We start from the raw sequence: 26,175 nt of genomic DNA, 5'->3' as shown, positions 1-26,175 counted from the left end.
GGTTGACGCGACCGCCGGACAGGCCGGCGACGCAACACGTACAGCCGATCAGAACCTCGTCAACGGTCGCCGAGCAGTCCGCGTCCGGCCATGAAGGCGCGCAGCGTCCCGGCGTCCTCGGCGGACATCAGCCACCGGGGGATCACCGTGGCCGGCATCCGTCCCACGTACACGATCCAGAAATCCGGGGTCTCGGTGACCCGCTCGACGCCGTCCCAGGCGATGCCGCCGGACTCCGAACCGCTGCGCATCATGATGTTGCGGTCGTCGATGTCGTAGCCGCCCTCGACCGCGTAGCCGCCGGAGCGGCGCCGGGCCCGCCACCGCACCCACGGCGCGTACAGCATCGACAGCACGCCGGCCACGATCAACGCGGTCCACAGCGACGCGAAGCGGCCACCCCGCTCCGAGGCCTGCGAAGCGACCCAGCCGATCACCCCGATCGCGGCGAGGACCGCGCCGATGTAGCCGAAGCGGCGCAGCCGGGCGGCGGCCAGCGCGGCGGCCACGCGGGCCGGATAGGCGGGGTCGGCCGGTACGGCGAAACGGATCTGCACGCCCGAACGATAGTGCCCCGCCCGCCTGTCCCGGGCCGGACCCGCAGCGGCGGCCGGTCAGATCCGGCGCAGCACCAGCGTCACGAACCCCAGCACGCCGCGGTATCCGCGCAGCCACTGGTCGCGGTGCTCCCGGGCGGCGGCCAGCGCGCCGGCGGCATCCGGATGACCCGGGTTGTCCAGCGCCCACTCGGTCAGCGAACCGGTCCACGACCACTCGTAGTCGTCCCACTCGGCGGCGTCGCTGACGTGCGCGTACACCGGGGTCCAGCCGGCCTGCTCGGCGGCCGCGACCAGACCGGCGAGGTCGGTGTGGTCGTCGGGTTTCGCGCCCAGCGCCGCCAGCGCCTGCGGCGTCGGCGGCACCTGCCAGAATCCCTCGCCCACCATCAGGACGCCGTCGGCGTTCACGTGCCGCCCGGCCAGTTCCAGCGTCTCGCCGAACCCGCCGAACGCGTGCGTCGACCCGACACAGAGCACCAGGTCGTAGTCGCCGTCCGGCACGTACGACCGGGCGTCGCGCTCGTGCAGCGTGAGCCGGTCGGCGAGGCCGCGCACGGCGGCGGCCTCCGTGGCGCGTTCCAGCGCGTACGGGTTGAGGTCCACGCCGTCGGCGTGCCCGTCCGGGTGGTGCGCGAGGGCCTGTAACGCCCAGGCGGCCTCCCCGCAGCCCAGGTCGAGGATCCGGGCCGCCGGCCGGCGACCGGCCCGGCGCAGCAGCCGGTTGACGTTGACGCCGGAGAGCGGCGCCGCGATCGGGTGGTGCGAGTGCGCGATGCTGCTGAGCCGTTGACGGTCCATCGCCGCAGTCAACACGAGCACAGCCGGATTGTCGTGCCGGTCAGGCGCGGCAGATGATCGTCGCGTCGTCGGTGGCGACGCCCCCGGTTGCCTCCGCCGCCCGAACCCGGGCGATGACCTCGGCCGGGCCGGCGGTCTCCAGCAGGCGCAACAGCCCCGGCCAGTCGGTCAGGCCGAACGTGTCCACGAGACGGCTCGCGCCGTTGCTGAGCAGCGCCGCGCCGGTCACGTCGTGGGCCGGGCACTCGCCGGTGACCGCCTCGGCCACCACCGCCGGATCGTCCTTGGCGACCCAGAAGCCGCCGGGGCTGTTGCGGCGGGACCGCAGCTCCATCAGCAGCCGCCGGTACTCGTCGCCGCCCTCCGGCACGTCCTTCAGCCGCTCCTCGAAGGCGCGGGCGATCACCACCTCACGCGGATCGTGGGCGACGACGGGATCACCGGCCGCCCGGCCGACCAGCGCGACCGCGTCACCGAGGACCAGGTGCTCGACAGTCCCGCCGGAGAACCGCAGCATCGCCACCGCGGCGAACGGGCTGATCGGGTGGGCGACGTCGCAGGTGTCACGGTGCTGGTCGGTGACCCGCTCGATGCCCTCGGCCAGCACGTCGCGCAGGCTCCGCTCCTGCGCCAGCGCGCCGAGCAGCGCGCCGCCGAGCCGGGTCGCGTACCAGGCGATGCCGTGACGGCAGACCTCGTCCGCGCCGGTGATGCCGCCCGCGCCGTCGACCAGGACCAGGCCGCAGGGGACGGCGCCGGCGAAATCCTCATTGGTACGGCCCGGATGTCCCGCGTCGGTCGCCATCGCTACCCGCATGCGCCTCATCATGCCCGGGCCGACCGGAACGCGATGTCCCTCGCGGCTTGATCTGAAGCGTGGTTGAGGTCCTAGCGTCGTGCTCACCCGACCACCGCCGGAGGTAGAGCATCATGACCACACAGCACCTGTCCGACGCCGAACTCGCTGGCCAGCCGGCCGCCTACTGGACGGGCGTCGCGTACGAGTCGCTCATCGCCTTCACCCGCGCCCAGCACGCCACGCACGGCTTCACCCAGCCCCAGTTCTGGCTGCTGCGCAACCTGTCCCCGAACGACCTCCTGCCCGGCGGCGGCGGACTGACCGTCCCCGAACTGCGACACGCGATGCGCTCGTATCTACGGGCCGAGGACGACCTGGACGCCGAGGCGGAGGTGCTCCGGGAACGCGGCTGGCTGACCCGCGACGCGGACGGCCGGCTACGGATCACCGAGGCGGGGGAGGACGCCCGGCTCCGCCTCAAGCAGCACGCGCCGGGGATCCGGGCCCGCATCCACGACGGCGTCGACGACGCCGACTACGTCACCACCCTCAAGGTGCTCCGGCGGATGATCCGCAACACCGGCGGCGCCGTGTAGCGCCGGTGCCCGGCTCAGGACGCCCGAAGCCTGCGGATCGCCAGGCGGGCCCCCTGATGGAGCAGCACGCCGGCACCGGTGTTCGCGGCGGCGAGCACGGCCGCGCCGAGCAGCCCCGCGCCGACGTCCGTCACGCCGGTCGCGACCAGCAGGACCGGCCAGCCCAGCGCGGCGGCGACGAGCGACAACCGCCACCAGCGTCCGAGGAGAAGCCCGAGCAGGATCAGCAACGGGATCATCGCGGGCGACCTCCCACCGTCGGCTCGTTCGAGCGTACGCCCGGTCAGACCCGCCGGTCGCCGAGTACCACAGCGCCCACCAACCCCCGGCGCTCGTGCTGTGGGACCGGCACGACGCCTACTTCGACGTGGACGAGGTGCTCGCGCAGCATCGCGCGCTGGACCGGATGGACGCGCACCTCTTCAACGGCGGCCACCTGCTGGTGGAGACCCACGCGGCCGAGTGCGCCGCGCTCCTGCGCGCGTTCGTCCGGGACCACTCGTGAGCCGGGACGCGGGTCACGGCGTGGCCGGCGGCTTCGCCTTCTGCGGGTGGAACGTCTCGTGGCGGGCCAGCATGGCGACGAACTCACCGATCTTGCGTTCCCGGGTCTCCGCGCGCTTGACCGCGTTCAGCCGGTGGATGAGCGCGAACCTGTTGGCGCTGGTGAGGACGTCGAGCATGGCTTGGGCGGCGGGCTCGGCGGCGACGGCGGCGAGCAGGTCGGCCGGCAGCTCGGCCTCCGACGGAGGAGCGTACGCCGCGGCCCACCGGCCGTCCGCCTTCGCGGCCTCCACCGCCGCGCGGCCGGCGGGTGTCATCCGCCCCTGCTCCTCCAGCCGGGCCACGTGCGCGACGTTGCGCTGCGACCAGGAGCTGCGGGCCCGGCGCGGGGTGAACCGGATCCAGGAGCTCTCGTGGTCACGCTTGCGGGCCTGCCCGTCGATCCAGCCGAAGCACAACGCCTCGTCGACCGCCTGCTGCCAGGTCAGTGTGGTGAGCGTGCCGCCCTTGCGGGTCAGGGCGAGCCAGACGCCGGGCGACGTGTCGTGGTGGGCGGACAACCACGCGCGCAGCGCCTCCGCGTCGGGCACGATCAGCTCGTCCAGCTCGGCGGTTCCCATGGCCGGAAGGCTATGCCACGGGTACGACGCTAAGGCCGGGCGTGCGGCTCAGCCGCCTGCTGCTCGCCGTCGGGCGACGGATCGGCCGCCCGCCGCAGCCGCCGTCCGGCCACCAGCAAAGCCACGCCTGCGCCGGTGAGCCCCGCGCCCATCAGCCCGCCCGCGACCCCCGCCGCCGGATCGCCCTCACGGAACGCGTACGCCACGGCCGCGGTCAGGATCGGCGCACCGAGGGAGATCGCCATCCACCCGCCGAGGATGTCCTCCTTGTCGGCGAAGGCGTTCGTACTGATCAGGAAGATCAGGATCATGGCAGCGGCGAGGCCGACGAGTAACAACGCCGCGAGGATCAGCGCCGGGTCGCGGGGGAGCAGCCCGGCGGCCGCGGCGAGCACGTAGATGATCGCCGCCGCGATGAGGTTCGCGAGCACGTTCGTCATCACGTTCGCAACGAACCTCCGCAGTCCGCCACGCCCGGTGCCGGCCGGCGCCGTCACGACGTCCGCGAATCGTGCGACCGGCGGGCCGCCAGCAACTCGTCCAGGTGCGCCTCGCTCCACGACCGGGCGGCCGCGACCAGCGTCAGCAGGCTTCGCCCCAGCGGCGTCAGCGCGTACTCCACGCGCGGCGGGTTCTCGTCGTAGGCGGTCCGCGTGACCAGCCCGTCGCGTTCCATCGCCCGCAACGTCTCGGCCAGCACCTTCGGCGTGATCGTGCGCAGCGGCGCCCGCAACTCGGTGAACCGGCGCGGCCCGTGCTCCAGGCACAGCACCACCATCGCGGTCCACTTGTCGCCGATCTGCAACGGCATCATCCGCGACGGACAGGCGGGGTGGAACATGTCCGGATCGAGCGGCGTCACCGCCCGAGCGTAACCCGGTACCGTTGCGGTAACCGGCACCCCGCGTCCTACCGTCGCGCCATGACCAGCATCGCCGTCTTCGGCGCGGGCGGCCGGGCCGGCCGCGCCGTCACCGCCGAGGCCCACCGCCGCGGCCACCGCGTCACCGCCGTCGTCCGTGACCCCGCCCGCCATCCCGACCTCACCTCCGCGGTACGCGGCGACGTCACCGACCCGGAGGCCGTCACCTCGATCGGATACGGGCACGACGCCGTCGTCCACGCGGTCAGCCCGGCCTCCGGGCCGGACGCGCTCGCCGCCGCCGGCCTCGATCCGGAGTTCTTCGTCCGGGCAGCCGACGCGCTGCTGCACGGCCTGGCCCGCGCGGACGTGCCCCGGCTCGTGGCGATCGGCCTGTTCGCCACCCTGATCGACGCGCACGGCCGGCCCCTCTACGACGACCCGGCCGTGCTGCCCGCCGAGCTGCGGCCGTTCGCGCTCAGCCACGCCGCCGGCCTGGACCGGCTCCGCGCGGCGGACACCACAGTCGACTGGCTGGTGCTCACCCCACCCGCCGCGCTGGACGTGGCCGGTACCCGCACCGGCCGGTACCGCCTCGGCGGCGAGCGCGCCCCGGCGTCGGCGCCCCTGTCGTACGCCGATCTGGCGGTGGCGGTGGTCGACGAGATCGAGTCGCCGCGCCACCATCGGACGCGGGTCTCCGTGACCGGTGACGCCCCGGCCTAGCCGCCCGCCGCATTGTGCCGCGCCACCAGGTCCGGCAGCTCGTGCAGCGAGTCGATGCGGAACAGGCACCGGTCGGCCACGTCCGGCATGTCGAGGATGTGCCCCCACGGTCCGCGCCGGATCAGGCACGCCGACATGCCGGCGGCCATCGCGGGCGCGGCGTCGTTGTCCGGCCGGTCACCGACGTACAGGATCGCCGCCGCGTCGCCGCCGCTCTCGCGGACCACCCGGTCGAAGAACTCCGGCGCGGGCTTCGACACGCCCCAGGCCGCCGACGTGCCGATCACGTCCACCGGCAGGTCCAGCGTCCGCAGCGTCGCCTCGGCGTGCTCCGGCTGGTTGCCGGCCAGGCCGACGCGCAGACCCTGGTCCTTCAGGGCGGTCAGGCACGCCCGCGCGTCCGGGTACAGATCCTCCTCGCCGAACGACTCCGGGTCACCGGCCGCGACCCGGCGGGCGAGTTCGGCGGTGAGGTCGAAGTCCGGCCGGAACGCCCGGAACACCTCCTGGTAGTCCAGCCCTCGGGCGATCACCGCGCCGAAGACCGCGGAGAACGTGTGCCGGGGCACGCCCAGCCAGTCCGCCCACGTCGCGAACTCGCGCGTCTCGTCGAGGATCGTCCCGCCCACGTCGAAGAAGACCGCCCGGATCATCAGCGGATCGTACTGTCGTTGATCAGCCAGTGGGGGGCGCCCGGGTGGCGCAGACTGCCCGCATGAGCGCCGCCTTCCTCCCCGAACCGCCGCAGAGCCCGGCGGCGAAAGCCGCGTACGAGGACGACCTCTCCTCCGACGGCTACGTCAACAACCTCACCCGCGTCTGGTGCTGGCGACCCGACGTGCTGATGTCGTTCCAGAACACGCGCGCCGAACTGCTGTCCGCGTCCACGCTGTCCGCGCGTGAGGTGGCGGTGCTGGTCGCCGCCACCGCCGCCGCGCGGGGCGACTCGTACTGCTCGCTGGCCTGGGGCGTGCGGCTGGCCGGGATGAGCGACGAGGAGACCGCCGCCGCGGTTCTGCGCGGCGACGAGGCGGCCCTGTCCGAGCGGGAGACGGCGCTGGCCGACTGGTCCCGCCGGGTCGTGACGGACCCGAACGCCACCACCGAGGCCGACACCCAACGCCTGCGCGACGCCGGCCTGAACGACCGGGAGATCTTCGAGGCCACCACGCTGATCGCTTTCCGGCTCGCCTTCTCCACAGTGAACGACGCGCTCGGCGCGCGGCCGGACGTGCAACTGGTGGAGAACGCGCCGGAGCTGGTCCGGGAGGCGGTCACGTTCGGCCGCCCGGCCTGAACGAGCGGGTCCCGGCCCTCGACCGGCCGGCCACGGGGCAGCGAGCCCGCGCGCGAGCGGAGATCATCATCTGGTGACCGACACCGCCGCGTACACGTTGGCCGTTCCGCCGTTGTTCGCCGCACTGGCTCCGGCGCGCGACGTCCTGATCGCCGGCGCCGGTGGCGGCTTCGACGTCTACGCCGGCCTGCCGCTGGCCCTGGCCCTGTGGCAGGCCGGCAAGCGGGTGCACCTGGCCAGCCTCTCCTTCTCGGAGCTGGAACTGCTCGACCGGCAGGTGTGGGTGGACGAGCACGTCGCGGCGATCCGGCCGGACACCCTCAGCCCCGACTGGTACTTCCCGGAGGGGCACCTGGCCCGCTGGCTGGCGGGCCGGGACCTGCCGTCGACCGTGTACGCCTTCCCGCCGCTGGGCGTGCAGACGCTGCGCGAGGCGTACCGGCACCTGGTCGACCGGCTCGACGTCGACGCGATCGTGCTCGTCGACGGCGGCACCGACATCCTGTTGCGCGGCGACGAGAGCGGCCTGGGCACCCCGGTGGAGGACATCACCAGCCTGGCCGCCGTGGCCGGGCTGGACGTGCCGATCCGGTTGGTGAGCAGCCTCGGTTTCGGCATCGACGCGCACGACGGCGTCAACCACGTCGAGGTGCTGGAGAACCTGGCCGCCCTCGACCGGGAGGGCGGCTACCTCGGCGCGCTGTCCATTCCCGGCTCCAGCCGTGAGGCGGTGCTCTACCGAGAGGCGGTCGCGCAGGCCCAGGCCGCCACCCCGCACCGGCCGAGCATCGTCCAGGGGCAGATCGCCGCCGCCACCGGCGGCGCGTTCGGAGACGTACGGTTCAGTCGGCGCACCGGCGACGGCGACCTGTTCGTCAACCCCCTGATGGCGATCTACTTCTCGGTCGACCTGCCCCGGCTCGCCGCCCGCTGTCTCTACCTCGACCGGATCGAGAACACGATCGGGCGGCGCCAGGTCATCACCCGCATCGAGGCGTTCCGCGACGAGCTGCGGGCCGCCCGCGTGCCCCGGGCGTATCCGCACTGACAGTCACGGCTTGTCGTACCGGTGTGGGAGGGTCCGGGCATGACGACGTTCGTGCTCATCCACGGCGGCGGGGGCAGCGCGTGGGACTGGCACCTGCTGGTTCCCGAGCTGGCCGCCCGGGGTCACGACGCGGTGGTGCCGGAGCTGCCGATCGGAGACCGGTCGGCGGGGTTCACCGACTTCCACCAGGCGGTGATCGACGCCGTCGGCAACCGGGACGACCTCGTGGTGGTCGGGCACTCGTACGGCGCGTTCACCGCACCGCTGGTCGCCGACCGGCTGCCGGTGCGCCTCCTGGTCCTGCTCACCCCGATGATTCCGCGGCCCGGCGAGAGGCCGGGGGACTGGTGGGGCAACACCGGCTACCGCGAGCCGGACGGGCTCAGCGAGGAACAGCAGTTCTACAACGGCGTGCCGGCCGGGATCGTCGCCGAGGCGCCCGCGCACGGCCGGGAGCAGGTCAGCGCGGAGTGGGACGAGCCGTGGCCGCTCGCCGCCTGGCCGGCCGTGCCGACGAGGGTGCTCATCGGCCGCGACGACCGGTTCTTCCCCGCCGACTTCCAGCGCCGGGTGGCCGCCGACCGGCTCGGCGTGGTGCCGGACGAGATCGACGGCGGCCACGCGGTAGCGCTCAGCCGCCCGGGCCCGCTCGCCGACCGACTGACCGCCTACCTGGTGTCCTGATCCCGCCTCGCCGTGATCCGTCCGGCCCCTCCCGACGACATGCTGATCAGGAGGGGCGAGGCGCCGCGCGGATCCGCGACTGAGGGTTCACGGCGGCTGTCCGGTCTCTCCGAGGCGGTGACGGCCGGATAGCCACCGGGGTCAGATGCCGGCCGGCGCGGGTGAGACGGGTAGGGGCCGGCGGCGCCGACGCGCGAGCAGGCCGAGGACGAGATCGACGACGAGGAAGCCGAGCAGGGTGACGCCGAACCAGGGCAGTGCCCAGCCGAGTGCCAGGGTGACCGGTACGCCGAGCAGCAGCGCCCACCACGGGAGCCCGCGGAGGCCACCTCGGGCGGGCGGTGAGCCGAGCGGGGCGCGACGGCCGGCGCGGGTGGGGCGGCGCTGCCACCACATGCGGTAGCCCCAGACGATGACGCAGAGCAGACCGAGAGCGAGCGCCGCGAGCAGGATCTGGTTGATCGGCCCGAACAGGATTCCCATGTGGGCTTGGATGCCGAGGCTGCTGAGCTGCGCGAGCAGCGGCCAGTCGGCGAAGTCGCTGCGGGCGGTGACCGCGCCGGTGGTGGGCTCGACGGCGATTCGATCCTTCGCGACCGGCCAGGCGTTGTCGACCTGGGCGACGGTCCAGGCCAGGCCGGGCTCCGCGGCGGGGCTGATCTCCACCGGTCCCGAGAGTCCGGCGCTGCGCGCGGAGGCCAGCACATTGTCGTAGGACGCCGGATTGTCCGCCGTGCCGGTCGCCGCGCCACCGTGCTGATGCTCACCGCCGCCCGCGGGCGGGGCCACGCCGTCGACGGTGGTGGAGAGTTCCGGAGTGCCGGCGCGCAGGGTGTCCAGGCCGGTGCTGAAGTTCGCGCCGGCGTACCGGGACCAGGTCAAGCCGGTGGCGGAGAGGAACAGCAGGCCGACCGCGAGCCAGACACCGGTGGTGGCGTGCCAGCCCCGGGTACGGCGAACTCCCTTGCGGGCGGTCAGGTCCGGTACGAGCAGGTGTGTCGTCCGGGCGCGGGTGGCGCTGCGGCGGCGCCACCACAGGACTACCCCGCCGAGAACGAGAACCCACAACCAGCTGGCGGCGATCTCGGAGTAGTGCCGCCCGACCTCGCCGAGATGCAGGTTGCGGTGCAGGTCGTCGAGCCAGGTGGTGGCCGGGGTGGAGCCGAACCAGGTGGTGAGCCGCCCGGTCACCTCGCCGGTGTACGGGTCGACGTAGACGGTGTGCTGCTTGTCGCCGAGTTCCTCGAGCGAGAACACCACCTGGGTGGTCCGGTCGCCGGTGCCGGGTGCCACGGCGGCGATGGTGCCGTCGGGGTGCGCCGCCCGCGCGGCGGTGACCTGTTGGGCGAGGGTCTTCGGCTGGTCACCGACGGTGGCCACGGTCAGCCGGTCGCCGTAGAGGGCCTGGTCCAGCTGGGGGGTGATGGTGTACGCCAGGCCGGTCAGGGCGGCGACCAGCAGGAACGGGGCAACCAGGATGCCGGCGTAGAAATGAAGCCGGGTCAGCAGCGCGGCGAACGGCGTGGGCTGACGGCCCGGCCGAGCGGCCGGCGCGGCGGTGGAGGTGTCCGGCGCGGGGTCGCCGGACAGTTCGGTGACGGACATCGACTACTCCGATCGAAAATATCGGCTTTTGGTTCGGGGTGGCTCGTGCCCGTCGAGCCGTGGGCTGCCCGGCTGCCGTGTCCCGATCGAGTAGTCGGTCAGGTGTGTCAGGAAGTTCCCTCGTCCGCGTAGATCTTCGGGTTGTCGTCCGGCGCGGTGCCAGGACGCCTCCGCGTGCCGACGGCGGCGAAGGGGCGCCGTGGCGGGCCGACTCGCGCCAGGGGTGCCGTCAAGGGATCACCCGGTGCCGGTTGATCAGGGCTGCGACGTCCGCCGCGCCAGGTGGACCGTGACGTCCGCGGTGACCTCGACCGTGCCGGGCAGTACATCCCGGACGCGGCGGAACACCTGCTCACGGACATGTGGCGGCAGTTCGAGGTAGGCCGAGACGGTCGACAGCAGACCGACGAAGTCGTCGGCACTCATCGTGATCCGCCGCGCGATCTCCGACTGGCGTACGTCGGTGAACCACTCGGAGGCGCGCAGCTCCGTGCCGGGCCACTGCATGCCGGCCTCCGGTGGCGTCCCGTCCGGCGACGGGATCTCGTCGTCGGCGATGAACTCGGCTCGGGCCGCGGCCACCCCGTCGCGCAGGGCCGGGTCGGCCAGCCGCAGCGGTCCGCCGAACGAGGCGAACACACCGTCGGACGCGAGCAGCCCAACGATCCGTTCCCACCGCCGGTGCGGGTCGGTCCAGTGCAGCGCCGCCGCCGCGTACACCAGGTCGTGGTGCTCGCCGGCGCGCAACTGCTCGAACGCGGCCTGCCGGACCCGCACCCCGGCCGGGACGTGCCGGCGCAGTTCGGCGAGCATCGCGGAATCCGGGTCGGTGGCGGTGACCGCGATGCCGCGCCGCGCGAACAGCCGGGTGGCCTTGCCGGTCCCGGCGCCGATCTCCAGGGCGGTCCGGACCGGCCGGTCCGCGTACGCCAGCACCAGGTCGGCAAGCTCCTCGGGGTAGCCGGGCCGGAACCGCTCGTACGCCTGCGCCGCCGCTCCGAAGCTCAACGCGCGATCCGGCATGCCGAGCATCCTCCCACGATCAGGCTGCGCCCGTGACGTGCGCGGCGACGGCGTCGGCCACCTGCTCGGGCGGGACGGTGGCGTCGATCAGGTGGGCGTCGGTCACCGACGCGAACGTGTCCAGCGCCCGGGCGACGTGGTCGTGCCGCCAGCCGCGCGCGCCGGACTCGACCTGGTCGGCGTCGATCCGGGCCCGCAACCGGTCCTCGGGGAGCGTGAGCACGACCTCGCGGACGTCGACGCCCGCGGCGCGGATGCCGCCGAGGATCTCCGCGCGGTACGCCGGGACGAGCAGGCTCATCGGCACGATCCAGATGCCCGGGTGGTGCCGGTCCAGGCCGGTGACCGTCTGCACGACGAGGTGACGCCACAGGGGCAGGTCCTGGAAGTCGCCGGTCGGCGGGGTGACGAACGCGGTGAGCATCGAGCCGAGGAACTCCGGGTCGAACAGCCGCGCGTCCGGAAGCGACTCCGTGAGCAGCCGCGCGGTGGTCGTCTTGCCGGCACCGAACGCGCCGTTGAGCCAGACGATCACGCGATCATGATGCCATCACGCGGCGAAGTCGACACCCGCGAGCGGCACACCCCGGTACGCGGCGAGGCGCTCGGCCTCCGCGACCACCGCGTCGCGGGTGCTGCCGGTGAGCCTTCGCCACGGCTGGACGGCGACGGTGAACGACCGGCCGGACTTGCGGGGCCGCCACGTGCCGGCCAGCTCCCCGTCGGCCAGCACGGCGCCAGGGCGGCCCAGCACCGGCCACAACTCCTTGGCGCGGGCCGCGTCCGGCACGAGCGTCGCCCGGTCCTTCGCCTGGAGGAACAGGTCGAACGGGCCGAGCAGGCGGGTCGTCGTGGCGTCCGCCGACGCCAGCGCCGCCTCGTCGGCGGCGAGCAGCCAGCGCGTCTCACCGTCGACGCTCACCTCGACCGCGTCGCCCGGCCAGCGGGCCTTGACCTCCTTGACCGGGGCGTCGAGGTAGTCGGCGACGTGCTTCGGGGTGGCCGGGCCGAGCAGCCGCAGGTAGGCGCGGATGAGCTCGAACCGGTCGCCGGGCGCGGCGGCCGGATGGAACCCGCGGATGCGTTCCAGGACCGGCGGTGACGTGTCGAGGCGCAGCTCCAGCCCGGCGCGTACGGCGGCGAGCCGGAACGGCATCTCGTAGAGGTGGATCGCGTCGCACGGCCGGCAGTGCCGCAGGTAGGGCTCGGGCATCACCTCGGCGAGCCGCCCGGAGACCTCGCCCTTGACCGTCGGCGTGCGGACGATCTCCCGCATCCGGGCGGCCACCTCGTCGAGCGCGGCGACGATGCCGATGCCGGCGGCCTTCAACGGTTTTGTCGCGTCGTAGATGCGCTTGCCCGCGTCGGCGTCGGAGAACGGCTCGACCGCGACGGCCACCGCGCCCACGTCGGCGCGGCGGTAGAGGTGTGGGGCGCCGCGTACGGTCCAGAGCATGACCACGTCGTCACCGGTCAGCGAGGTCACGTCGACCCCGCGCGTCGCCAGCGCCCAGCGGCCGCCGTCGGGGCCGGTGTCCTGCACGCCGATGTCGAGCACGGCGGTGTCGGCGAGCGAGCCCTGCGCCCGGTCGAGCTGCTGGGCGCGCACGCGGAAGGCCAGCACCTGACGTCTGTCGACCATCGCCACAGCGTAGGCGCCGGCACCGACACTTCCCGCGGTCCGACGGGTCAGCGGGCGGCGAGCAGCCGTTCGCGGACCTCGCGGCGCAGGATCTTGCCGATCTGGGAGTACGGCAGCTCGTCGACGATCACGACCCGGCGCGGCACCTTGTAGCCGGCCAGGTGGGTGCGGCACGAGGTCCGGATCGCCTCCGGCGTGGCGGCCACCGCCGGGTCGACCACCACCGCGGCGACGACCTCCTCGCCGTCGTCGGTGGGCATTCCCACGGCGGCGGCCTCGCGTACGCCGGGGACGCGGCGCAACGCCTCCTCCACCTCGGACGGGTAGACGTTGAAGCCGCCGGTGATGATCAGCTCCTTGATCCGGTCGACCACCGTGATGAAGCCGTCGGCGTCCATGGTGACGATGTCGCCGGTGCGCATCCAGCCGCCGGGCAGCAGCACCTTCGCCGTCTCCTCCGGCCGGTGCCAGTAGCCGGAGAACACCTGCGGGCCGCGGACCAGCAGCTCACCGGCCTCGCCCGGGGTGCGGTCGCGGCTCGGGTCCTCCGGGTCGACGATGCGCACGTCGGTGGAGGGGAACGGCACGCCGACGGTGCCGGGCCGGCGGGTCGGCGCGACCGGGTTGCCGACGGTGATCGGGGACGTCTCGGTCATCCCGTACCCCTCGACCAGCAGGCCGCCGGTCACCTGCTCCCACAGCTCCACGGTGGCCGGTGGCAGCGACATCGCGCCGGAGATCGCGTACCGGATGGAGGTGAGGTCGACGGCGCGTTCGCGGGCGGCGGTGGCGAGCTTCGCGTAGACCGGCGGCACCGCGGGCAGGAACGTCGGCGGGCGGCGGCGGACCGCGTCGAGCACCTGGTCGGCGTCGAAGCGGGGGAACAGCACCAGGGTGGCCCCGATGCTGACGGCGAAGGTGAGGCAGAGCGTCAGCCCGTAGGCGTGGAACAGCGGCAGCACCGCGTACACGGTCTCCTCGCCGTCGCGCAGGCCGGGGACCCAGGCCCGGCCCTGCGCGGCGTTGGCGCGCAGGTTGCGGTGGGTCAGCACCGCGCCCTTGGGCTCGCCGGTGGTGCCGCCGGTGTACTGGAGCAACGCCACGTCGCCGGCCTCCGGCGCGGGATGCCCGGCGGGCAGCGGCCCCGCCGCGGCGACCAGGTCCGACCAGGCCAGAGCGCCGGGCGCGGGGGCGGTCATCGCGGCGCGGGCGGCGCGGACCTTCGGAAGCGGCGCCCGCAGCGCCCACCGCTTGAGCCGCGGTAGCGCCGCGGTCAGGTCGACCGCCACCACGGTACGCACGGCGCCGCGTCCCGCCACCAGCGGCGCGACCTTGTCCCACACGATCGCGACGCCTGCGCCGTGGTCGGTGAGCTGCCGGTCCAGCTCGTCGGCGGTGTAGAGCGGGTTGTGCTCGACCACGACCGCGCCGAGCCGCAGCACGGCGTAGAAGGCGACCACATGCTGCGGGCAGTTCGGCAGCACCAGCGCCACCCGGTCGCCCGGGCCGACGCCGAGGCGGCGCAGCGCCTCGGCGGCGCGGGACACCTGGTCGGCCAGCTCGGTGAACGTGGTGGTGGCGCCGTAGAAGTCGAGCGCGACCCGGGGCCCGAACCGCCCGGCCGCCTCGGTGAGCAGGTCGACGAGCGAGCCGTCCGGCTCGGCGATCTCGGCCGGTACCCCCGGCGCGTAGCTACGGGTCCAGGGTCGCTGGGCGGTCGCGTCCATCGCCGTTACTCCTCGTCGCGCGGATGACGACCCCAGCCTAACGTGACCGGGCGGTAACCTACGCTAACGTAGGTTGCCGGGTAGGTCACACCTGCGCAGGTCAGTGCCGGCGTGTCGAATGCTGGTGCACCACCCGCCGGCCCTTCACGATGCCGACGATGATCACCGCGGCGAGCGCGATCACGCCGATGATGACGAGCCAGCGGACCGCCTCCAGCAGCAGCCCGAGCAGGATGATCACACCGGCGACCACGCCGACCACCCAGAGCAACGCACGCATGTCCCAGCCTCCCGTCGTACGGTCGGCCGCCCGCTTTCCCGCTGGCCCTACGGCCATGCGTGGCCCGGTGGATCAGTGCCGGGCCACGTACACGGTGTTCGCCGCCTCCCGGCCCTGCAACGGGTTCGGGAACCGGACGACGTGCGCCACCGAGGTCGGGAACACAGCGGTGAGAGTGCGCTGGAACTCCGGGTCCGGCGGGTCGTTCGACCAGAGCGCGAAGACCCCGTCCGGGTGCAGCAGCGCGGCCAGCCGGCGCAGCCCGTCGACCGTGTAGAACGCGGCGTGGCTCGGGTGCAGCACCTGACGGGGGGAGTGGTCCACGTCCAGCAGCACCGCGTGGAAGCGGCGGCCCGGCTCGTCCGGGTCGAAACCGCCGTCGGCGACCGCGGCGAAGAAATCCGCCCGGACGAACCGGGTACGCGGATCGGTGGCCAGCCCGGCGGTGAACGGCAGCAGGTCCCGGCGGTGCCAGTCGATCACGTCCTCGATCGCCTCGACCACGAGCAGCGAACGCACCCGGGGATCCTCCAGCGCGGTCCGTGCCGTGTAGCCGAGGCCGAGCCCGCCGACCACCACGTCCAGCTCCGTGCCGGTCAGCGCGGCCAGTCCGAGCCGGGCCAGCTCGATCTCCGCCACCGGGAAGGCGCTGGACATGAGGTACTCGTCATCGAGCTTCACCTCGTACACCTCGGCGCCCAGCGCCGGGTCGCGCCGCCGCCGCAGGCTGATCTCGCCGATCGGCGTCTCCCGCCAGGCCAGTTCCTCGAAGCGCGCGCCCACCCGGTGTCCTCTCCGCCGATCCGTCCCCGGATGCTACCGGCCGGTGCCGGCCCGGCCCGGCGAAACCACGGCGCGTGGCGCTCAGTCGGCGGGGCGGGTGGCCACCACGACCGTGTCCAGCGCGTCCACGGCGCCGCCGTCGCTCGTCGGGACCGGCCGGCGGGTGGTCTCGGCGCGCTGGACCCGCAGCCCGGCCAGCCCGTCGACCACCGCCTCGGGCGTGAGCAGCACGGCGGGGTCCTGCGGGCCGCCGGTGCCACCGGTGAGGTTGGCCAGGTCGTGCCCGACCACCACGAGCGTGCCGCCGGGGCGCAGCGCGGACTTCGCCGCCGCGAGCACGCCGGCGAACTCGGCGGCGGGCAGGTGCAGGTAGCTGATCAGCACCAGGTCGTAACTGTTCGGCACCGGCCGGTACGCGGTCACGTCCGCTACCCGCCAGTCGACTGTGACGCCCCGCGCGGCGGCCATCTGCCGCCCCCGCTCGACGGCCACGGTGGAGAAGTCCACCGCGTTCACCCGCCAGCCCTGACCGGCCAGCCAGACCGCGTTGCGTCCCTCGCCGGCCGCGATGTCCAGCGCCGACCCGGGAGTCAGCCCGGCGACCGACTCGACCACGAAACGGTTGGGCTCAGCGCTCCACACCAGCCCGGGCGTGTCGGCGTACCGGCTGTCCCAGGTGCTGCTGTCCACTGTGTCCCCTTCCTCGGCGGGCCCACACCGCCATGGTGACCGTACCGGCCGCGGCAAGCGCTCCCACGGTGAGTCCCCAGATCAGCGGCAGCTGCTGGGCGAGCACGAAAACGCCCATCACCACGACGAACCAGCCGAAGCCGCGGCGCAGCACGTCGGCCGGGATCCGCCCGGCGAGCCGGCCACCGAGCAGGCTGCCGACGACCGCGGCGGCGGTGACCGCGCCGGCCAGCCCCCAGTGGATCTGCACGCTGGACAGGTAGCCGGCCAGGCCGGCGAACGACTTCAGCGCGATGACGACCAGCGAGGTGCCGACCGCCACCGGCATCGGCAGGCCGCCCAGCAGGGCCAGAGCCGGTACGACCAGGAAGCCGCCGCCCGCGCCGACCAGGCCGGTGACCAGCCCGACGACCACGCCGTCCCCGACCACCCGCAGCATCGGCAGCTCGTGCGGCTTCGACCGGCCCTCGGTGGACCGGCGGCCCCGGAGCATCGCGACCGCGGTGGCCAGCATCATCAGCGCGAACCCGGTGAGCAGGACGCTCGCCGGCACGAACTCGGCCAGCCGGCCGCCCGCGTACGCGCCGGTCATGCCGGCCACGCCGAAGATGAGCCCGGTGCGCCAGCGGACCCGGTTCGCGCGGGCGTGCGGCAGCACGCCCACCGCGCTGGTCACGCCGACGACGAGCAGCGAGGTGGCGATGGCCTCCTTCGCGGGCAGGTCGGCGACGTAGACCAGCAGCGGCACGGCGAGGATCGAACCGCCGCCGCCGAGCAGACCCAGCGTCACGCCGATCAGCACCGCGCCGGCGAGCGTCAGCGCGAGGGTGGTCACCTGCGGCTCCCGTCGCGCAGCTGCCCCACGATCGTGTCCAGGTCGCAGCTCGCGCCCCGGTTGTACGGCAGCTTGCTCAGCAGCATGCCCATGGCGCAGGTGTTTGTGAGCGCGGCGAACGTGAGGCCCGCGCCGATGAACGCGGCGACCCACTTCAGGCCCGGCACGAACACCGACCCGAGGATCGCGGCGAGCACGATCGAACCGGCGACGAGACGTACCTGGCGCTCCAGGTCCCAGCGGGCCCGGCCCTGGTTGACCGGCGCGTTCGTGGCCTGCCAGGCCAGCATGCCGCCGTCGAGCACCTTGACGTTGGGCAGGCCGACGGTGCCGAGCGCCTGACCGGCCTGGCCGGCCCGGACGCCGGAGCGGCAGATCAGCACCACGTCCTCGTCCAGGTGGCTGCGCAGCTCCGCGCGGTGCTCCCGGAGCAGGTCCAGCGGCACGTTGTACGCGCCGGGGATGTGCGCCGCCTCGAACTCACCGGGCGTGCGCACGTCGAGCATCCGGGGCGTACGGCCGGCGGCGATCAGTTCGCGCAGCGTCGCCGCGTCGATGGTGGTGGGGGTGGTCGTGGTCATGCTCTGTCTCCTTCAGCGGGTGTTTTCGGGCAGGGTCGAACGCCGGCCGGCGCAGGGGCACGCCGGCCGGGCGCTCGGGGAGAGGTCAGGCGCTGGGCGCCATGCGTACGCCGGCCGCCTCGGCCCGGCCGTACGAGTCGTCGATCAGCACCACGTCGCGGCCGGCGTTGGCGAGCAGGGACGCGGCGGCGGTGGCCCGGTAGCCGGAGCCGCAGTGCACCCAGACCGTCCCGGCGGGGATGTCGGCGAGCCGCTTCGGCACGTCCGGCAGCGGCACGTGGACCGCGCCGTCGATGTGCCCGGCCGTCCACTCGCCTGTCATCCGCACGTCGAGGACGACCTGCGGCTCGGGCAGCCCGGCCGGCGTCTTCCCGGCCTGCGCGGCGGCCAGCGCGTCGAAGTCGGCCACGGCCATCTCGCGCAGCCGCGACGGGTCGCCGGTCCACTGCTCGGGCTCGCCGGTGGCCTGGGCGGCCGGGCGGTCGATGCCGATGCGGACCAGCTCCCGCTGGGCGTCGGCGACCTGCTCCGGGGTCTGCGCCAGGAACGTGATCGGCACGCCCCAGTCGATCAGCCAGCCGAGCCATGTCGACATCGGCCCGTCCAGGCCGAGGCTGACCGTGCCGGCCAGGTGCGAGGCCGCGTACGCCTTGCGGTGGCGCAGGTCGACCACCCACTCGCCGGCGGCGATGCGGCGGCGCAGCTCGTCGGCGTCGGCGCGGGCCACCGGAGTGAGGTCCACCGGGGCGGGACCGGCGGCGTTCGCCACGCCCATGTGGGCGTAGTACGCCGGGTAGGCGTCCAGCCCGGCCAGCGTCTCGGTGACGAACTGGTCGGCGGCCAGCCGCAGCACCGGGTTGGCCTGCTTCTCCCGGCCGATCGTCGACTCGGGGGCGTCGGCCTGGCTGGCCGAGCAGAAGCTGCCGAAGCCGTGCGTGGGCCACACCTGCGCGCCGTCGGGCAGCAGGTCGGCCAGCTTGCGCGCGGAGGCGTGCTGGTGGTGCGCCAGCTCGTGCGCGTACTGCTGGCCCAGCAGGTCGGTGCGGCCGGTGGTGCCGAACAGCAGCGAGCCGCCGGTGAACACGCCGGCCGGCGTCCAGTCGCCGTCGCGCTCGTCGAGCACGTACGACAGGTGGTGGAACGTGTGGCCCGGGGTGCCGAGCACCCGCAGCCGCATGGTGTCCGAGACCGGCACGGTGTCGCCGTCGGAGACCGGCGTGCGGTCGAACTCGACGGTGTCGGCGGCGGCCACGAGGTACTGCGCGCCGGTGATCCGGGCCAGCTCCAGGCCGCCGGAGACGTAGTCGTTGTGGATGTGCGTCTCCACCACGTGGGTGATCCGTACGCCCTTGGCGCCGGCCAGGTAGAGGATGCGGTCGATGTCGCGCTGCGGGTCGACCACGATCGCCACCCGGCCGTCGGAGGCCAGGTAGCTGCGGTCGCCGAGCGAGGAGGTCGCGATGACGGACACGTCGAGAGTCATGTCGTTCCTCTCATTGCCTATATACCCCGGGGGGTATGTGTGGGACAGTCTGCGGCCCGGGTTCTCCGGGCAGTGGTCTACCCACCCGCGCCGTGGTCACACGGCGCGGGCGGGGCTCAGCCGGTCGGGCGGGCGGGACTCAGTCGGTCGGTCGGGCGCCGTCAGGCCAGGGACAGGAAGAGCTTCTCCAGCTCCTCCTCGGTCATCTCCGGCTCCTCGCCGGCCTGGCGGGCGGCGTCGCAGTAGCGCATGCCGGAAGCGATGATCTTGAAGCCGGCCCGGTCGATGGCCTTGGAGACCGCGGCGAGCTGGGTCAGCGCGGCGCGGCAGTCCTCGCCGTTCTCCATCATCTCGATGACGGCGTTGAGCTGCCCCCGGGCACGCTTCAGCCGGGTCAGCGCCTCGCCGGTCATCTCGGGTCGAAGATTCACGTCCCACCTCCTGCGTTCGAACATACCCCAGGGGGTACCACTGTCGCCACCCCGATCAGACGCGGGCCTGGGCCCGGACCTCGTTCATGTCGAGGTCACGCACGGCCCGGATCAGCTCCTCCAGCCCCGCCGTCGGCAGAGCGCCCGGCTGGGCGAACACCAGCATGCCGTCCCGGAACGCCATGAGCGTCGGGATCGACCGGATCTGGGCGGCCGCCGCGAGGGTGGGCTCCGCCTCGGTGTCGACCTTGCCGAAGACGATGTCCGGGTGCTGCTCGCTGGCCTTCTCGTAGACCGGCGCGAACGCCCGGCAGGGACCGCACCAGGCGGCCCAGAAGTCGACCAGGACGATGCCGTCCCGGTTGACGGTCTCCGCGAAGTCGGTGGTGGTCAACGCCACGCTGGCCATCGGTACCTCCGTTGATTCGGGTTCTGCATGTGTAACACACCCCCGGGGGTATCCATTCCGGGTGGGGTGGTCCTGGCCGCCTTGATCGACTCCAGCTCGGGGAGGTGGTGGGGTCCGGGCCGGTGAGGGACACGCAGGGTCGCCGGGGCATCGACGGAGCGCTTATCCTGTGCGCCGACCATCCCGGCGGGAAGGGACACGATGGCGTCGCGGCAGGACCAGCTGCACTCGTACCAGTTCACCGTCCAGCGGGCGGTCGCCGCGCTCGTCATGCGGGAGACGGACCCGCCGCAGTCCCCGTTCCGCCGGCTGGCCGGCGCCGGTCTGGCCAGCGTCCTGGTCGCCGCGATCGCGCTCGGCGGCGTCGCCCTCTACGGCCTGTTCACCGGCGGCGGTGACTCGTGGCGCGAGACCGGCGCGGTGATCGTGGAGAAGGAGTCGGGCGCACGGTTCGTCTACCGCGACGAGAAGCTGCACCCGGTGTTGAACTACGCCTCCGCGCTGCTGATCATCGGGGCGGAGCAGCCGAAGACGGTGCTGGTCGGCCGCCGTGCCATCGAGGGGGTGCCGCGCGGTCTGCCGCTGGGCATCGCCGACGCGCCGGACTCGCTGCCCGCGCCGAACCGGCTCGTCCGCGACGCGTGGACGCTCTGCTCCACGGATGAGGGCGAGACCGGGCGCGGCGCGGCCCGGTCGGTGCTGCTGATCGGGCGGCAGGCCACCGGCGGCCGGGCGCTCGGCGACCAGGGGCTGCTGGCACGGCACCCGGACGGCGGCCTGCACCTGCTCTGGCACGACCGGCGCTACCTGCTGCGCGACACCGACCGGGTGCTCGCCGCGCTGGCCGCCACGCGGGAACGGGCGGTGCCGGTCGCGGCGGCGCTGCTCAACACGCTGCCGGCCGGTGCCGACCTGGTTCCGCCGCCGGTCGGTGCCCTCGGTGAGCCGTCCGAGCGGGTCACCGGCGCGAGCGTGGGTGACGTGTACCTGGTGCGCAACTCCGGTGGCGGGCGGCAGTACGCGGTGGCGCAGCGCGGCGGGCTGGCCGGCATCACCGAGTTGCAGGCGGCGCTGCTGCTGGCCCGCACCGGCCAGGGGGAGCCCGAACCGATCACGCTCGGCCGGTTCGCCGCGCTGCCGAAGCTGCCCGGTCTGGTGCCCGGCGGGCCGACCGCGCCGCCCGCCGTACCGCCCCGGCTGGCCGCCGCCGAGAACGGCGCGATCTGCGCGCGGGCCGGGGACGACGCCGGCGTACGCGAGATCCGCGTGGGCGTCACCGCGCCGGACCTCGCCGCCGCCACGCGGACGCCCGGCGGCCGGGCCGGGCTCGCCGACGAGGTGCTGGTGGAGCCGGGACGTGGCGCGCTGGTGGAGGCGGTGTCCGCGCCGGGCGCGAGCGGCGGCACGGTCTGCGTGGTCACCGACCTGGGGCGGCGGTACGCGCTGACCGGCGCGGACGTGCCGGGCATGCTCGGCTACGCCGGGGTGCGTCCGGCGCGGCTGCCGGCGGGCCTGGTGGACCTCCTGCCGGCGGGCAGCCCGCTCGACCCGGAGGCCGCCCGCACCGTCGCCGCACCCGCGTGAGCCCTGGTCGGCAGGAGAAGGGTCAGTCGGCGGGGCGGCGCAGCACGCTCACCGCGAAGTCGGCGTCGTCGCGCCAGGGGCGCAGGTCCCAGGTGGCGAAACGGTGCTCGGGGCGCAGTCCGGCGGCCACCGCGTCGGCGTCCAGGTCGCCGACCGGGTAGCCCCGGTCGGTGGCGAAACCGACCACCACCAGGCCGTCCGGGCGCACGTGGGCGGCGACGCGGGCCAGCACGTCGCGTTCGGTGCCGGGGGCGACGAAGACCATCACGTTGCCGGCGAGCACGGCGGCGTCGAACGGCTCGGCCTCACCCTGCGCGGCCAGGTCCAGCTCGGCCAGGTCGGCGACCAGGAAGCGGGGGCCGGGGTGGTCGGCGCGGGCCGCCTCGACGAGTGTCGGGTCGGCGTCCACGCCCACGGCGTCGTGCCCGCGTGCGGCGAGCGCGGCGGCGACCCGGCCGGTGCCGCAGCCGGCGTCCAGCACGCGCGCGCCCGGCGGTACGAGCGCGTCCAGCAGCCGCGCCTCACCGGACAGGTCGGCACCCTCGGCGGCGAGCTGGCGGAAGCGGTCCACGTACCACTGCGAGTGGCCGGGCTTCGTGTCGGTCACCCAGCGGGTCGGCTTGCCCATGAGGCCACCGTAGCTGATCTTGTGGCGGCGGGTCAGGCGAGCGCCAGGAACGTGCCGGCGGCCAGCGGTCCGCCGAGCGCGACGCCGGCCAGCACCTGCGGCCAGGTGTGGTCGACCAGCCGTACCCGGGACCAGCCGACCGCCGCGACGAGCGCCCAGCCGAGGTTCGCCGCCGGCCCGGCCAGCGGCACCAGCACGGCGACGGCGGCGGCGGCGACCGCCGCGTGGATGCTCAGCTTCCACCAGTGGTTCACCAGCGCGCACGCCGCGCCGACCACGAAGACCACCACGATCACGGCGAACAGTTCGGCGGGCGCGCGGACCGCCGCCAGCATCAGCAACCCGGCCGCGACCGAGGCCAGCCCGATCGACAGCGGCCGGGCCCGCTGGGTGCGGTCGCCGACGTGCCGGTCGGTGAGCCGCCCCCGGCGTACGCCGTGGACGAGCACGCCGATCGGGATGACGGCGCAGAACGTGAGCGCGATGCCGCCCCAGAGCAGGAACTGGCCCGCCGAGCGGCTGACCCGGGCGGCGGCGATCAGCGGCAGCGCCGTGACCAGGACGGTCGGGGCGAGCGCCTCGGTGAGCAGCCGGGCCAGTCGGGTGCCGGCCGGTCGGTCCTCCCGTGATGCTCGCACCCGATCATCCTGGCACGGACGCTCAGCCCTTCTCGGCCCCGCTGGTGAGTCCCTCGGTGAGCATTCGCTCCCCGGCGAAGAACAGCACCACGATCGGCAGCGTGAGGATGACCGAGCCGGCCATCAGCACGGTCTTGGGCACCTCGACGCCGTCGGCGAGCAGCGACAGCCCCAGCGACACGGTCCACCGGTCGGGCCGGTCGACCAGGAACAGCAGCGCGAACAGGTACTCGTTCCAGGCGATCATGAAGTCGTACAGCGCGACGGCCATCACCGACGGCGCGGCGAGCGGCAGGCTGACCCGGCGGATGATGCCGAGCCGGCCGGCGCCGTCGATCGCCGCCGACTCCTCGAGGCTGACCGGGATGGTCTCGAAGTAGTTCTTCAGCATGTAGACCGACACCGGCAGGGTTTGCGAGATGTAGACGAGCACCAGGCCGGTCAGCGACCCGCGCAGCCCGGCCCGGGTGAAGACCACGAACAGCGGGATCGCGATGACTATCGACGGGAACAGGTAGACCGCCAGGAACAGCGCGCTGACCTGGCGTCGGCCGAAGAACCGCAGGCGGGACACCGCGTACGCGCCGGGAATGGCGATCACCAGGGTGAGCGCGGTGGCGGCGAGCGCCACCAGGCCGCTGTTGCGGATGAACGTGAGGAAGCCCTGGCCGCCGTCGGAGACGGACTTCAGCACCTCCGCGTACGTGGCGACGGTCAGCTCGCCGAACGGCACCCACAGCGAGCCGGGGTCGAGCAGCAGGCGTTCGATCGGGCGTACCGACAGCACCAGCATGTACCAGAACGGCAGCAGCGTGACCACCAGGAACCCGGCGATCACCAGCCGACGCAGCCAGCGCAGGCTGACCGTCTCGATCCGGTCCCGGTCCATCACGCCTCCCGTCGCGCGCCGAAGAAGCGCAGGTAGATCGCCACGAACACGAGCAGCACCACGGCGAGCACGACGGCCTGGGCGGCGGCCGCGCCGATGTCGGTACGGGCGGTGAGGAACTGGTAGACGCGAACGCTCACCACCTCGGTGCCGGCCGAGCCGCCGGTGAGCAGGTAGACGTCGTCGAACTTGTTGAACGTCATGATGAACCGCAGCACGCCGATCAGCGCGATCACCGGCATGAGCTGCGGCAGCAGGATGTGCCGGAACCGCTGCGTGGGTGTGGCGCCGTCGACCCGGGCGGCCTCCTCCAGCTCACCGGGCACCGCCTGGAGCCGCGCGAGCAGGAACAGGAACGCGAACGGGAAGTAGCGCCACGCCTCGAACGCGATCACCGTCCACAGCGCGGTGGACTCCTGCGACAGGAACGGCACCGGCTGATCCCAGCCGAGGAAGCGCTTGCCCCAGTCGTTGACGATGCCGAGCTGCGGGTCCAGCATCACCTGCCAGACGAACGTCATGGCGACCACCGGCGCCACGTACGGCAGCAGCATCGACGCGCGGACCAGCGTGCGGCCCCGGAACGGCCCGCGTACGGCCAGCGCCGCCACCAGGCCCACCACTATCGAGCCGGCGGTGCCGCCGACGCTGTAGAGCACTGTGGTCCAGAGCGTGTCGGCGAACCCGGGGGTGTGCAGCACCCGGTCGATGTTGTCCAGTGTCAGCTCGCCGAACAGGCCGGTCTTGCGCAGCGTCGCCAGGCGTACCCGCTGGAAGGCCAGCACCACCGTCCAGACGATGGGTATGCCGATCACCGCGAGCACGACGAGCAGGGTCGGGGCGACCAGCGCGAGCCCGGCGCGGGACTCGCGGCGGCGCAGCGTCAGCGGGCGTCGGCCGGGTCGGCGGGACCGCTCCGGGGCGGGGGAGCGGCCGGCCTCCGGCGCGGTGGTGGTCAATTGACGCCCTTGGCTATCGCCTCGACGTCCTTGCGGGCGCGTTCGGCGGCGGCGCGGGCGTCGGACTTGCCGCCGACGACGTCGGCGAGCGCCTTGGGCACTGGTAGTTCACCCAGGATGGCGCCGACGAGCTTGCCCTGGTTCTCGGTCAGGCCCCAGCGCTGGAACGTGTCGGGGCTGCGCCGCAGCGTGGCGAGCACGTCCCCGCCGTAGACCTCGGACAGTGGCTTCTTGGTGTCCACGCCGGCCGGGCTGGTGTTCCAGGCGGTGCGGAACTTCTGCTTGTCCTCCGGCGTGCCGGTGCGCACCGGGAAGCGCCCCTCGGGGGACATGCCGAACCAGCGCGGGTAGCCGTCGGAGAGCATGTACTCCACGAACGACTTCGCCGGGTCGGCCGCGCCGTCGAGCACCGACCAGGAGCTGACCTCGCCGTACTGGGCGGGCTCGGTGCCGTTCGGGCCCTTGATCGCGGTGACGAACCCGCTGTTCTTGGCCAGCCACGCCGGGTCGGACTGGCACTGCGGGCAGGTGGGACGGGCGTCGGCGCGCAGCCCGGCCAGCTCGTCGAGGATGAACGGCGACCAGATCAGCATGGCCGCCTTGCCGGCGAAGTAGGTGGCCCGGGTGGTGTCGACGTCCTGGGCGCCCTTCACCGAGTTGTTGCGCATCAGGTCGCCGTAGAAGCGGAACGCCTCGACGCACTCGGGGGAGTCGAGAACGACCTTGCCGGAGTCGTCGGTGAGCCGGCAGTTGTTCGCCAGCGCCAGGTGCTCGAACGTCTGCTGGGTGAACACGTCACCGGGGGCGGTCGCCGCGGTGATGCCGGCGACGCCGCCGGTGTTCAGCTTCGCCGCGGCGGCGGCGATCCTCTCGTACGTGTCGGGCGCCGGCAGGCCGGCGGCGTCGAACAGGTCCTTGCGGTAGACGAGCAGCTGGCCCCACCCGTCGCTCGGTACGGCGAGCTGCGTGCCGCCGTCGCTGGTGAGTTCCAGCGCGCGCGGGGTGAACGTGTCCCGGCCGAGCCGTTCGACGACGGCGCCGTTGGCGTCGGCGTCCACCAGCTCGTTGGCGGACAGCGTGCGCACCCCGGCGAGCGAGACCGAGCCGACCACGTCGGGCAGGTCGCCGGCGGCGGCGCTGGAGGCGATCAGGGACGGGAACTGGTCCTCGTTGACGGTGACGAGGTTGACCTGGACGCCGGTCCTGGCGGTGTAGTCGGCGATGATCGCCTTGGTGGCGGCGACCCGGTCCGCCACGTCTTCCAGGCTCCAGACGGTGATCCGGGAACTGTCGGATTTCTGCCCGTCGTCGCTGCATGCGGCCACGCCGGTCCCGGCCAGTGCCAGGATCAGGCTGATTGCGAGCCGCCGTGTGGAGGGTGATGACATCGGTGGCACTCCTCTCGAAAGAGTACGGCCTGCCGCTAATACCCATCGATTCGTCAATGTAATCACATATGCCCATTTTTTGGGTTAGAATCGAGGTCGGCACTTT

33 protein-coding genes are annotated in these 26,175 nt (G+C 73.5%); 7 read left to right on the top strand and 26 right to left on the bottom strand.

Annotated elements, in window-relative coordinates; translation table 11 throughout:
* Window positions 1-59 precede the first annotated feature (59 nt).
* The 3 genes from A4R25_RS08505 to A4R25_RS08495 are packed head-to-tail and all read right to left on the bottom strand — an operon-like array spanning window position 60 to window position 2,175.
* Window positions 60-557 carry a YcxB family protein gene (locus A4R25_RS08505; RefSeq protein ID WP_064446213.1) on the bottom strand — a complete coding sequence of 166 codons (498 nt, stop codon included), beginning with the start codon at window positions 555-557 and terminating at the stop codon, window positions 60-62.
* Between the two features lie 57 nt (window positions 558-614).
* Window positions 615-1,379 carry a cyclopropane-fatty-acyl-phospholipid synthase family protein gene (locus A4R25_RS08500; RefSeq protein WP_231915456.1) on the bottom strand — a complete coding sequence of 255 codons (765 nt, stop codon included), beginning with the start codon at window positions 1,377-1,379 and terminating at the stop codon, window positions 615-617.
* Window positions 1,380-1,398: 19 nt separating this feature from the next.
* Complete coding sequence (locus A4R25_RS08495) at window positions 1,399-2,175, bottom strand: hypothetical protein (RefSeq protein ID WP_231915455.1); 777 nt, start codon at window positions 2,173-2,175, stop codon at window positions 1,399-1,401.
* Window positions 2,176-2,288: 113 nt separating this feature from the next.
* On the opposite strand from A4R25_RS08495, the gene A4R25_RS08490 reads away from it, so the two are divergent.
* Complete coding sequence (locus A4R25_RS08490; protein WP_043324676.1) at window positions 2,289-2,753, top strand: transposase; 465 nt, start codon at window positions 2,289-2,291, stop codon at window positions 2,751-2,753.
* A 14-nt stretch (window positions 2,754-2,767) separates the two neighbouring features.
* Here the strand turns inward: A4R25_RS08490 and A4R25_RS08485 are convergent, their stop codons facing one another.
* Window positions 2,768-2,992, bottom strand: a complete 225-nt coding sequence (locus A4R25_RS08485) for a hypothetical protein (protein ID WP_064446210.1) — start codon at window positions 2,990-2,992, stop codon at window positions 2,768-2,770.
* Between the two features lie 95 nt (window positions 2,993-3,087).
* Between A4R25_RS08485 and A4R25_RS30490 the strand changes: the two genes are divergently transcribed.
* Window positions 3,088-3,258: a hypothetical protein gene (locus tag A4R25_RS30490; protein WP_231915454.1), complete on the top strand. Its 171-nt coding sequence runs from the start codon at window positions 3,088-3,090 to the stop codon at window positions 3,256-3,258.
* 13 nt (window positions 3,259-3,271) lie between these two features.
* Here the strand turns inward: A4R25_RS30490 and A4R25_RS08480 are convergent, their stop codons facing one another.
* The 3 genes from A4R25_RS08480 to A4R25_RS08470 are packed head-to-tail and all read right to left on the bottom strand — an operon-like array spanning window position 3,272 to window position 4,739.
* Complete coding sequence (locus A4R25_RS08480; protein WP_043324674.1) at window positions 3,272-3,877, bottom strand: YdeI family protein; 606 nt, start codon at window positions 3,875-3,877, stop codon at window positions 3,272-3,274.
* A 29-nt stretch (window positions 3,878-3,906) separates the two neighbouring features.
* Entirely contained in the window at window positions 3,907-4,317 is a 411-nt protein-coding gene (locus A4R25_RS08475) for a hypothetical protein (protein ID WP_043330213.1), read from the bottom strand.
* Window positions 4,318-4,370: 53 nt separating this feature from the next.
* Entirely contained in the window at window positions 4,371-4,739 is a 369-nt protein-coding gene (locus A4R25_RS08470) for a helix-turn-helix domain-containing protein (RefSeq protein WP_223201100.1), read from the bottom strand.
* Between the two features lie 60 nt (window positions 4,740-4,799).
* Here A4R25_RS08470 and A4R25_RS08465 point away from each other — a divergent pair, with 60 nt between their 5' ends.
* Window positions 4,800-5,465, top strand: coding sequence for an NAD(P)-dependent oxidoreductase (locus tag A4R25_RS08465; protein WP_064446209.1), 666 nt, complete (start codon window positions 4,800-4,802; stop codon window positions 5,463-5,465).
* On the opposite strand, the gene A4R25_RS08460 is transcribed toward A4R25_RS08465, so the two are convergent.
* A complete protein-coding gene (locus A4R25_RS08460) occupies window positions 5,462-6,118 on the bottom strand; it encodes an HAD family hydrolase (protein ID WP_064446208.1) in 657 nt (218 codons plus the stop codon). The genes A4R25_RS08465 and A4R25_RS08460 overlap by 4 nt on opposite strands.
* A 62-nt stretch (window positions 6,119-6,180) precedes the next feature.
* Here A4R25_RS08460 and A4R25_RS08455 point away from each other — a divergent pair, with 62 nt between their 5' ends.
* The 3 genes from A4R25_RS08455 to A4R25_RS08445 all read left to right on the top strand — a co-directional run bounded on the left by A4R25_RS08455 (window position 6,181) and on the right by A4R25_RS08445 (window position 8,494).
* A complete protein-coding gene (locus A4R25_RS08455) occupies window positions 6,181-6,762 on the top strand; it encodes a carboxymuconolactone decarboxylase family protein (RefSeq protein ID WP_231915453.1) in 582 nt (193 codons plus the stop codon).
* 73 nt (window positions 6,763-6,835) lie between these two features.
* Window positions 6,836-7,810 carry a DUF1152 domain-containing protein gene (locus A4R25_RS08450; protein WP_064446207.1) on the top strand — a complete coding sequence of 325 codons (975 nt, stop codon included), beginning with the start codon at window positions 6,836-6,838 and terminating at the stop codon, window positions 7,808-7,810.
* A 39-nt stretch (window positions 7,811-7,849) separates the two neighbouring features.
* Window positions 7,850-8,494 carry an alpha/beta fold hydrolase gene (locus A4R25_RS08445; RefSeq protein ID WP_064446206.1) on the top strand — a complete coding sequence of 215 codons (645 nt, stop codon included), beginning with the start codon at window positions 7,850-7,852 and terminating at the stop codon, window positions 8,492-8,494.
* 141 nt (window positions 8,495-8,635) lie between these two features.
* Here A4R25_RS08445 and A4R25_RS08440 read toward each other — a convergent pair whose 3' ends face one another.
* The 13 genes from A4R25_RS08440 to trxA all read right to left on the bottom strand — a co-directional run bounded on the left by A4R25_RS08440 (window position 8,636) and on the right by trxA (window position 19,983).
* Window positions 8,636-10,099: a PepSY domain-containing protein gene (locus A4R25_RS08440; RefSeq protein WP_064446205.1), complete on the bottom strand. Its 1,464-nt coding sequence runs from the start codon at window positions 10,097-10,099 to the stop codon at window positions 8,636-8,638.
* Between the two features lie 255 nt (window positions 10,100-10,354).
* Window positions 10,355-11,122, bottom strand: coding sequence for a trans-aconitate 2-methyltransferase (locus A4R25_RS08435; RefSeq protein ID WP_064446204.1), 768 nt, complete (start codon window positions 11,120-11,122; stop codon window positions 10,355-10,357).
* 19 nt (window positions 11,123-11,141) lie between these two features.
* On the bottom strand, window positions 11,142-11,657 hold the full coding sequence (locus A4R25_RS08430; protein WP_064446203.1) for an AAA family ATPase: 516 nt from the start codon (window positions 11,655-11,657) through the stop codon (window positions 11,142-11,144).
* Between the two features lie 15 nt (window positions 11,658-11,672).
* Window positions 11,673-12,764 carry a winged helix DNA-binding domain-containing protein gene (locus tag A4R25_RS08425; protein WP_064446519.1) on the bottom strand — a complete coding sequence of 364 codons (1,092 nt, stop codon included), beginning with the start codon at window positions 12,762-12,764 and terminating at the stop codon, window positions 11,673-11,675.
* A gap of 47 nt (window positions 12,765-12,811) precedes the next feature.
* Window positions 12,812-14,491 carry a long-chain-fatty-acid--CoA ligase gene (locus A4R25_RS08420; protein WP_064446202.1) on the bottom strand — a complete coding sequence of 560 codons (1,680 nt, stop codon included), beginning with the start codon at window positions 14,489-14,491 and terminating at the stop codon, window positions 12,812-12,814.
* A gap of 100 nt (window positions 14,492-14,591) precedes the next feature.
* On the bottom strand, window positions 14,592-14,771 hold the full coding sequence (locus tag A4R25_RS08415) for a hypothetical protein (protein WP_043324665.1): 180 nt from the start codon (window positions 14,769-14,771) through the stop codon (window positions 14,592-14,594).
* A gap of 72 nt (window positions 14,772-14,843) precedes the next feature.
* The gene (locus A4R25_RS08410; RefSeq protein WP_043324664.1) at window positions 14,844-15,554 is read right to left on the bottom strand and encodes a spermidine synthase; all 711 of its coding nucleotides are present in this window, start codon (window positions 15,552-15,554) and stop codon (window positions 14,844-14,846) included.
* Between the two features lie 81 nt (window positions 15,555-15,635).
* Complete coding sequence (locus A4R25_RS08405) at window positions 15,636-16,244, bottom strand: bifunctional 2-polyprenyl-6-hydroxyphenol methylase/3-demethylubiquinol 3-O-methyltransferase UbiG (protein ID WP_043324663.1); 609 nt, start codon at window positions 16,242-16,244, stop codon at window positions 15,636-15,638.
* Window positions 16,183-17,079 carry a sulfite exporter TauE/SafE family protein gene (locus tag A4R25_RS08400; protein WP_043324662.1) on the bottom strand — a complete coding sequence of 299 codons (897 nt, stop codon included), beginning with the start codon at window positions 17,077-17,079 and terminating at the stop codon, window positions 16,183-16,185. The genes A4R25_RS08405 and A4R25_RS08400 overlap by 62 nt, the downstream gene beginning before the upstream one ends.
* Entirely contained in the window at window positions 17,076-17,660 is a 585-nt protein-coding gene (locus A4R25_RS08395) for a rhodanese-like domain-containing protein (protein ID WP_064446201.1), read from the bottom strand. Before A4R25_RS08395 ends, A4R25_RS08400 begins: the two co-directional genes overlap by 4 nt.
* Before the next feature lie 85 nt (window positions 17,661-17,745).
* Window positions 17,746-19,143 (bottom strand): MBL fold metallo-hydrolase, encoded by a 1,398-nt coding sequence (locus A4R25_RS08390; protein ID WP_064446200.1) that lies wholly within the window; start codon window positions 19,141-19,143, stop codon window positions 17,746-17,748.
* Between the two features lie 161 nt (window positions 19,144-19,304).
* Window positions 19,305-19,574: a metal-sensitive transcriptional regulator gene (locus A4R25_RS08385; RefSeq protein WP_013285930.1), complete on the bottom strand. Its 270-nt coding sequence runs from the start codon at window positions 19,572-19,574 to the stop codon at window positions 19,305-19,307.
* 55 nt (window positions 19,575-19,629) lie between these two features.
* Window positions 19,630-19,983, bottom strand: a complete 354-nt coding sequence (gene trxA, locus A4R25_RS08380) for a thioredoxin (RefSeq protein ID WP_064446199.1) — start codon at window positions 19,981-19,983, stop codon at window positions 19,630-19,632.
* A 201-nt stretch (window positions 19,984-20,184) separates the two neighbouring features.
* On the opposite strand from trxA, the gene eccB reads away from it, so the two are divergent.
* The gene (gene eccB, locus A4R25_RS08375; RefSeq protein ID WP_064446198.1) at window positions 20,185-21,567 is read left to right on the top strand and encodes a type VII secretion protein EccB; all 1,383 of its coding nucleotides are present in this window, start codon (window positions 20,185-20,187) and stop codon (window positions 21,565-21,567) included.
* A gap of 22 nt (window positions 21,568-21,589) precedes the next feature.
* Here eccB and A4R25_RS08370 read toward each other — a convergent pair whose 3' ends face one another.
* The 5 genes from A4R25_RS08370 to A4R25_RS08350 are packed head-to-tail and all read right to left on the bottom strand — an operon-like array spanning window position 21,590 to window position 26,069.
* Window positions 21,590-22,195, bottom strand: coding sequence for a bifunctional 2-polyprenyl-6-hydroxyphenol methylase/3-demethylubiquinol 3-O-methyltransferase UbiG (locus A4R25_RS08370; protein ID WP_043324656.1), 606 nt, complete (start codon window positions 22,193-22,195; stop codon window positions 21,590-21,592).
* Window positions 22,196-22,227: 32 nt separating this feature from the next.
* Window positions 22,228-22,833, bottom strand: coding sequence for a phosphatase PAP2 family protein (locus A4R25_RS08365; RefSeq protein ID WP_064446197.1), 606 nt, complete (start codon window positions 22,831-22,833; stop codon window positions 22,228-22,230).
* Window positions 22,834-22,855: 22 nt separating this feature from the next.
* The gene (locus tag A4R25_RS08360; RefSeq protein ID WP_043330209.1) at window positions 22,856-23,722 is read right to left on the bottom strand and encodes a carbohydrate ABC transporter permease; all 867 of its coding nucleotides are present in this window, start codon (window positions 23,720-23,722) and stop codon (window positions 22,856-22,858) included.
* On the bottom strand, window positions 23,722-24,681 hold the full coding sequence (locus A4R25_RS08355; protein WP_064446196.1) for a carbohydrate ABC transporter permease: 960 nt from the start codon (window positions 24,679-24,681) through the stop codon (window positions 23,722-23,724). Before A4R25_RS08355 ends, A4R25_RS08360 begins: the two co-directional genes overlap by 1 nt.
* Window positions 24,678-26,069 carry an ABC transporter substrate-binding protein gene (locus A4R25_RS08350; RefSeq protein ID WP_064446195.1) on the bottom strand — a complete coding sequence of 464 codons (1,392 nt, stop codon included), beginning with the start codon at window positions 26,067-26,069 and terminating at the stop codon, window positions 24,678-24,680. The genes A4R25_RS08355 and A4R25_RS08350 overlap by 4 nt, the downstream gene beginning before the upstream one ends.
* Window positions 26,070-26,175 lie beyond the last annotated feature (106 nt).

It is taken from the genome of Micromonospora sp. NBRC 110037, assembly GCF_001652995.1.
Classification (GTDB): Bacteria; Actinomycetota; Actinomycetes; order Mycobacteriales; family Micromonosporaceae; genus Micromonospora; species Micromonospora chalcea.
Note: the sequence above shows the minus strand (reverse complement) of the source record. Positions and strands in the feature narration are given on the sequence as shown.

What these genes read in the sequence shown, in the direction of transcription:
- A4R25_RS08420 (WP_064446202.1), bottom strand. Translation starts at nt 14,491, where the DNA reads ATGGACGCGACCGCCCAGCGACCCTGGACCCGTAGCTACGCGCCGGGG.
- A4R25_RS08455 (WP_231915453.1), top strand. Translation starts at nt 6,181, where the DNA reads ATGAGCGCCGCCTTCCTCCCCGAACCGCCGCAGAGCCCGGCGGCGAAA.
- eccB (WP_064446198.1), top strand. Translation starts at nt 20,185, where the DNA reads ATGGCGTCGCGGCAGGACCAGCTGCACTCGTACCAGTTCACCGTCCAG.
- trxA (WP_064446199.1), bottom strand. Translation starts at nt 19,983, where the DNA reads ATGGCCAGCGTGGCGTTGACCACCACCGACTTCGCGGAGACCGTCAAC.
- A4R25_RS08350 (WP_064446195.1), bottom strand. Translation starts at nt 26,069, where the DNA reads ATGTCATCACCCTCCACACGGCGGCTCGCAATCAGCCTGATCCTGGCA.
- A4R25_RS08425 (WP_064446519.1), bottom strand. Translation starts at nt 12,764, where the DNA reads ATGGTCGACAGACGTCAGGTGCTGGCCTTCCGCGTGCGCGCCCAGCAG.
- A4R25_RS08360 (WP_043330209.1), bottom strand. Translation starts at nt 23,722, where the DNA reads ATGGACCGGGACCGGATCGAGACGGTCAGCCTGCGCTGGCTGCGTCGG.
- A4R25_RS08490 (WP_043324676.1), top strand. Translation starts at nt 2,289, where the DNA reads ATGACCACACAGCACCTGTCCGACGCCGAACTCGCTGGCCAGCCGGCC.
- A4R25_RS08395 (WP_064446201.1), bottom strand. Translation starts at nt 17,660, where the DNA reads ATGACCACGACCACCCCCACCACCATCGACGCGGCGACGCTGCGCGAA.
- A4R25_RS08475 (WP_043330213.1), bottom strand. Translation starts at nt 4,317, where the DNA reads ATGACGAACGTGCTCGCGAACCTCATCGCGGCGGCGATCATCTACGTG.
- A4R25_RS08460 (WP_064446208.1), bottom strand. Translation starts at nt 6,118, where the DNA reads ATGATCCGGGCGGTCTTCTTCGACGTGGGCGGGACGATCCTCGACGAG.
- A4R25_RS08440 (WP_064446205.1), bottom strand. Translation starts at nt 10,099, where the DNA reads ATGTCCGTCACCGAACTGTCCGGCGACCCCGCGCCGGACACCTCCACC.
- A4R25_RS08495 (WP_231915455.1), bottom strand. Translation starts at nt 2,175, where the DNA reads ATGCGGGTAGCGATGGCGACCGACGCGGGACATCCGGGCCGTACCAAT.
- A4R25_RS08415 (WP_043324665.1), bottom strand. Translation starts at nt 14,771, where the DNA reads ATGCGTGCGTTGCTCTGGGTGGTCGGCGTGGTCGCCGGTGTGATCATC.
- A4R25_RS08435 (WP_064446204.1), bottom strand. Translation starts at nt 11,122, where the DNA reads ATGCCGGATCGCGCGTTGAGCTTCGGAGCGGCGGCGCAGGCGTACGAG.
- A4R25_RS08370 (WP_043324656.1), bottom strand. Translation starts at nt 22,195, where the DNA reads ATGGGCAAGCCGACCCGCTGGGTGACCGACACGAAGCCCGGCCACTCG.
- A4R25_RS08485 (WP_064446210.1), bottom strand. Translation starts at nt 2,992, where the DNA reads ATGATCCCGTTGCTGATCCTGCTCGGGCTTCTCCTCGGACGCTGGTGG.
- A4R25_RS08390 (WP_064446200.1), bottom strand. Translation starts at nt 19,143, where the DNA reads ATGACTCTCGACGTGTCCGTCATCGCGACCTCCTCGCTCGGCGACCGC.
- A4R25_RS08480 (WP_043324674.1), bottom strand. Translation starts at nt 3,877, where the DNA reads ATGGGAACCGCCGAGCTGGACGAGCTGATCGTGCCCGACGCGGAGGCG.
- A4R25_RS08445 (WP_064446206.1), top strand. Translation starts at nt 7,850, where the DNA reads ATGACGACGTTCGTGCTCATCCACGGCGGCGGGGGCAGCGCGTGGGAC.
- A4R25_RS08465 (WP_064446209.1), top strand. Translation starts at nt 4,800, where the DNA reads ATGACCAGCATCGCCGTCTTCGGCGCGGGCGGCCGGGCCGGCCGCGCC.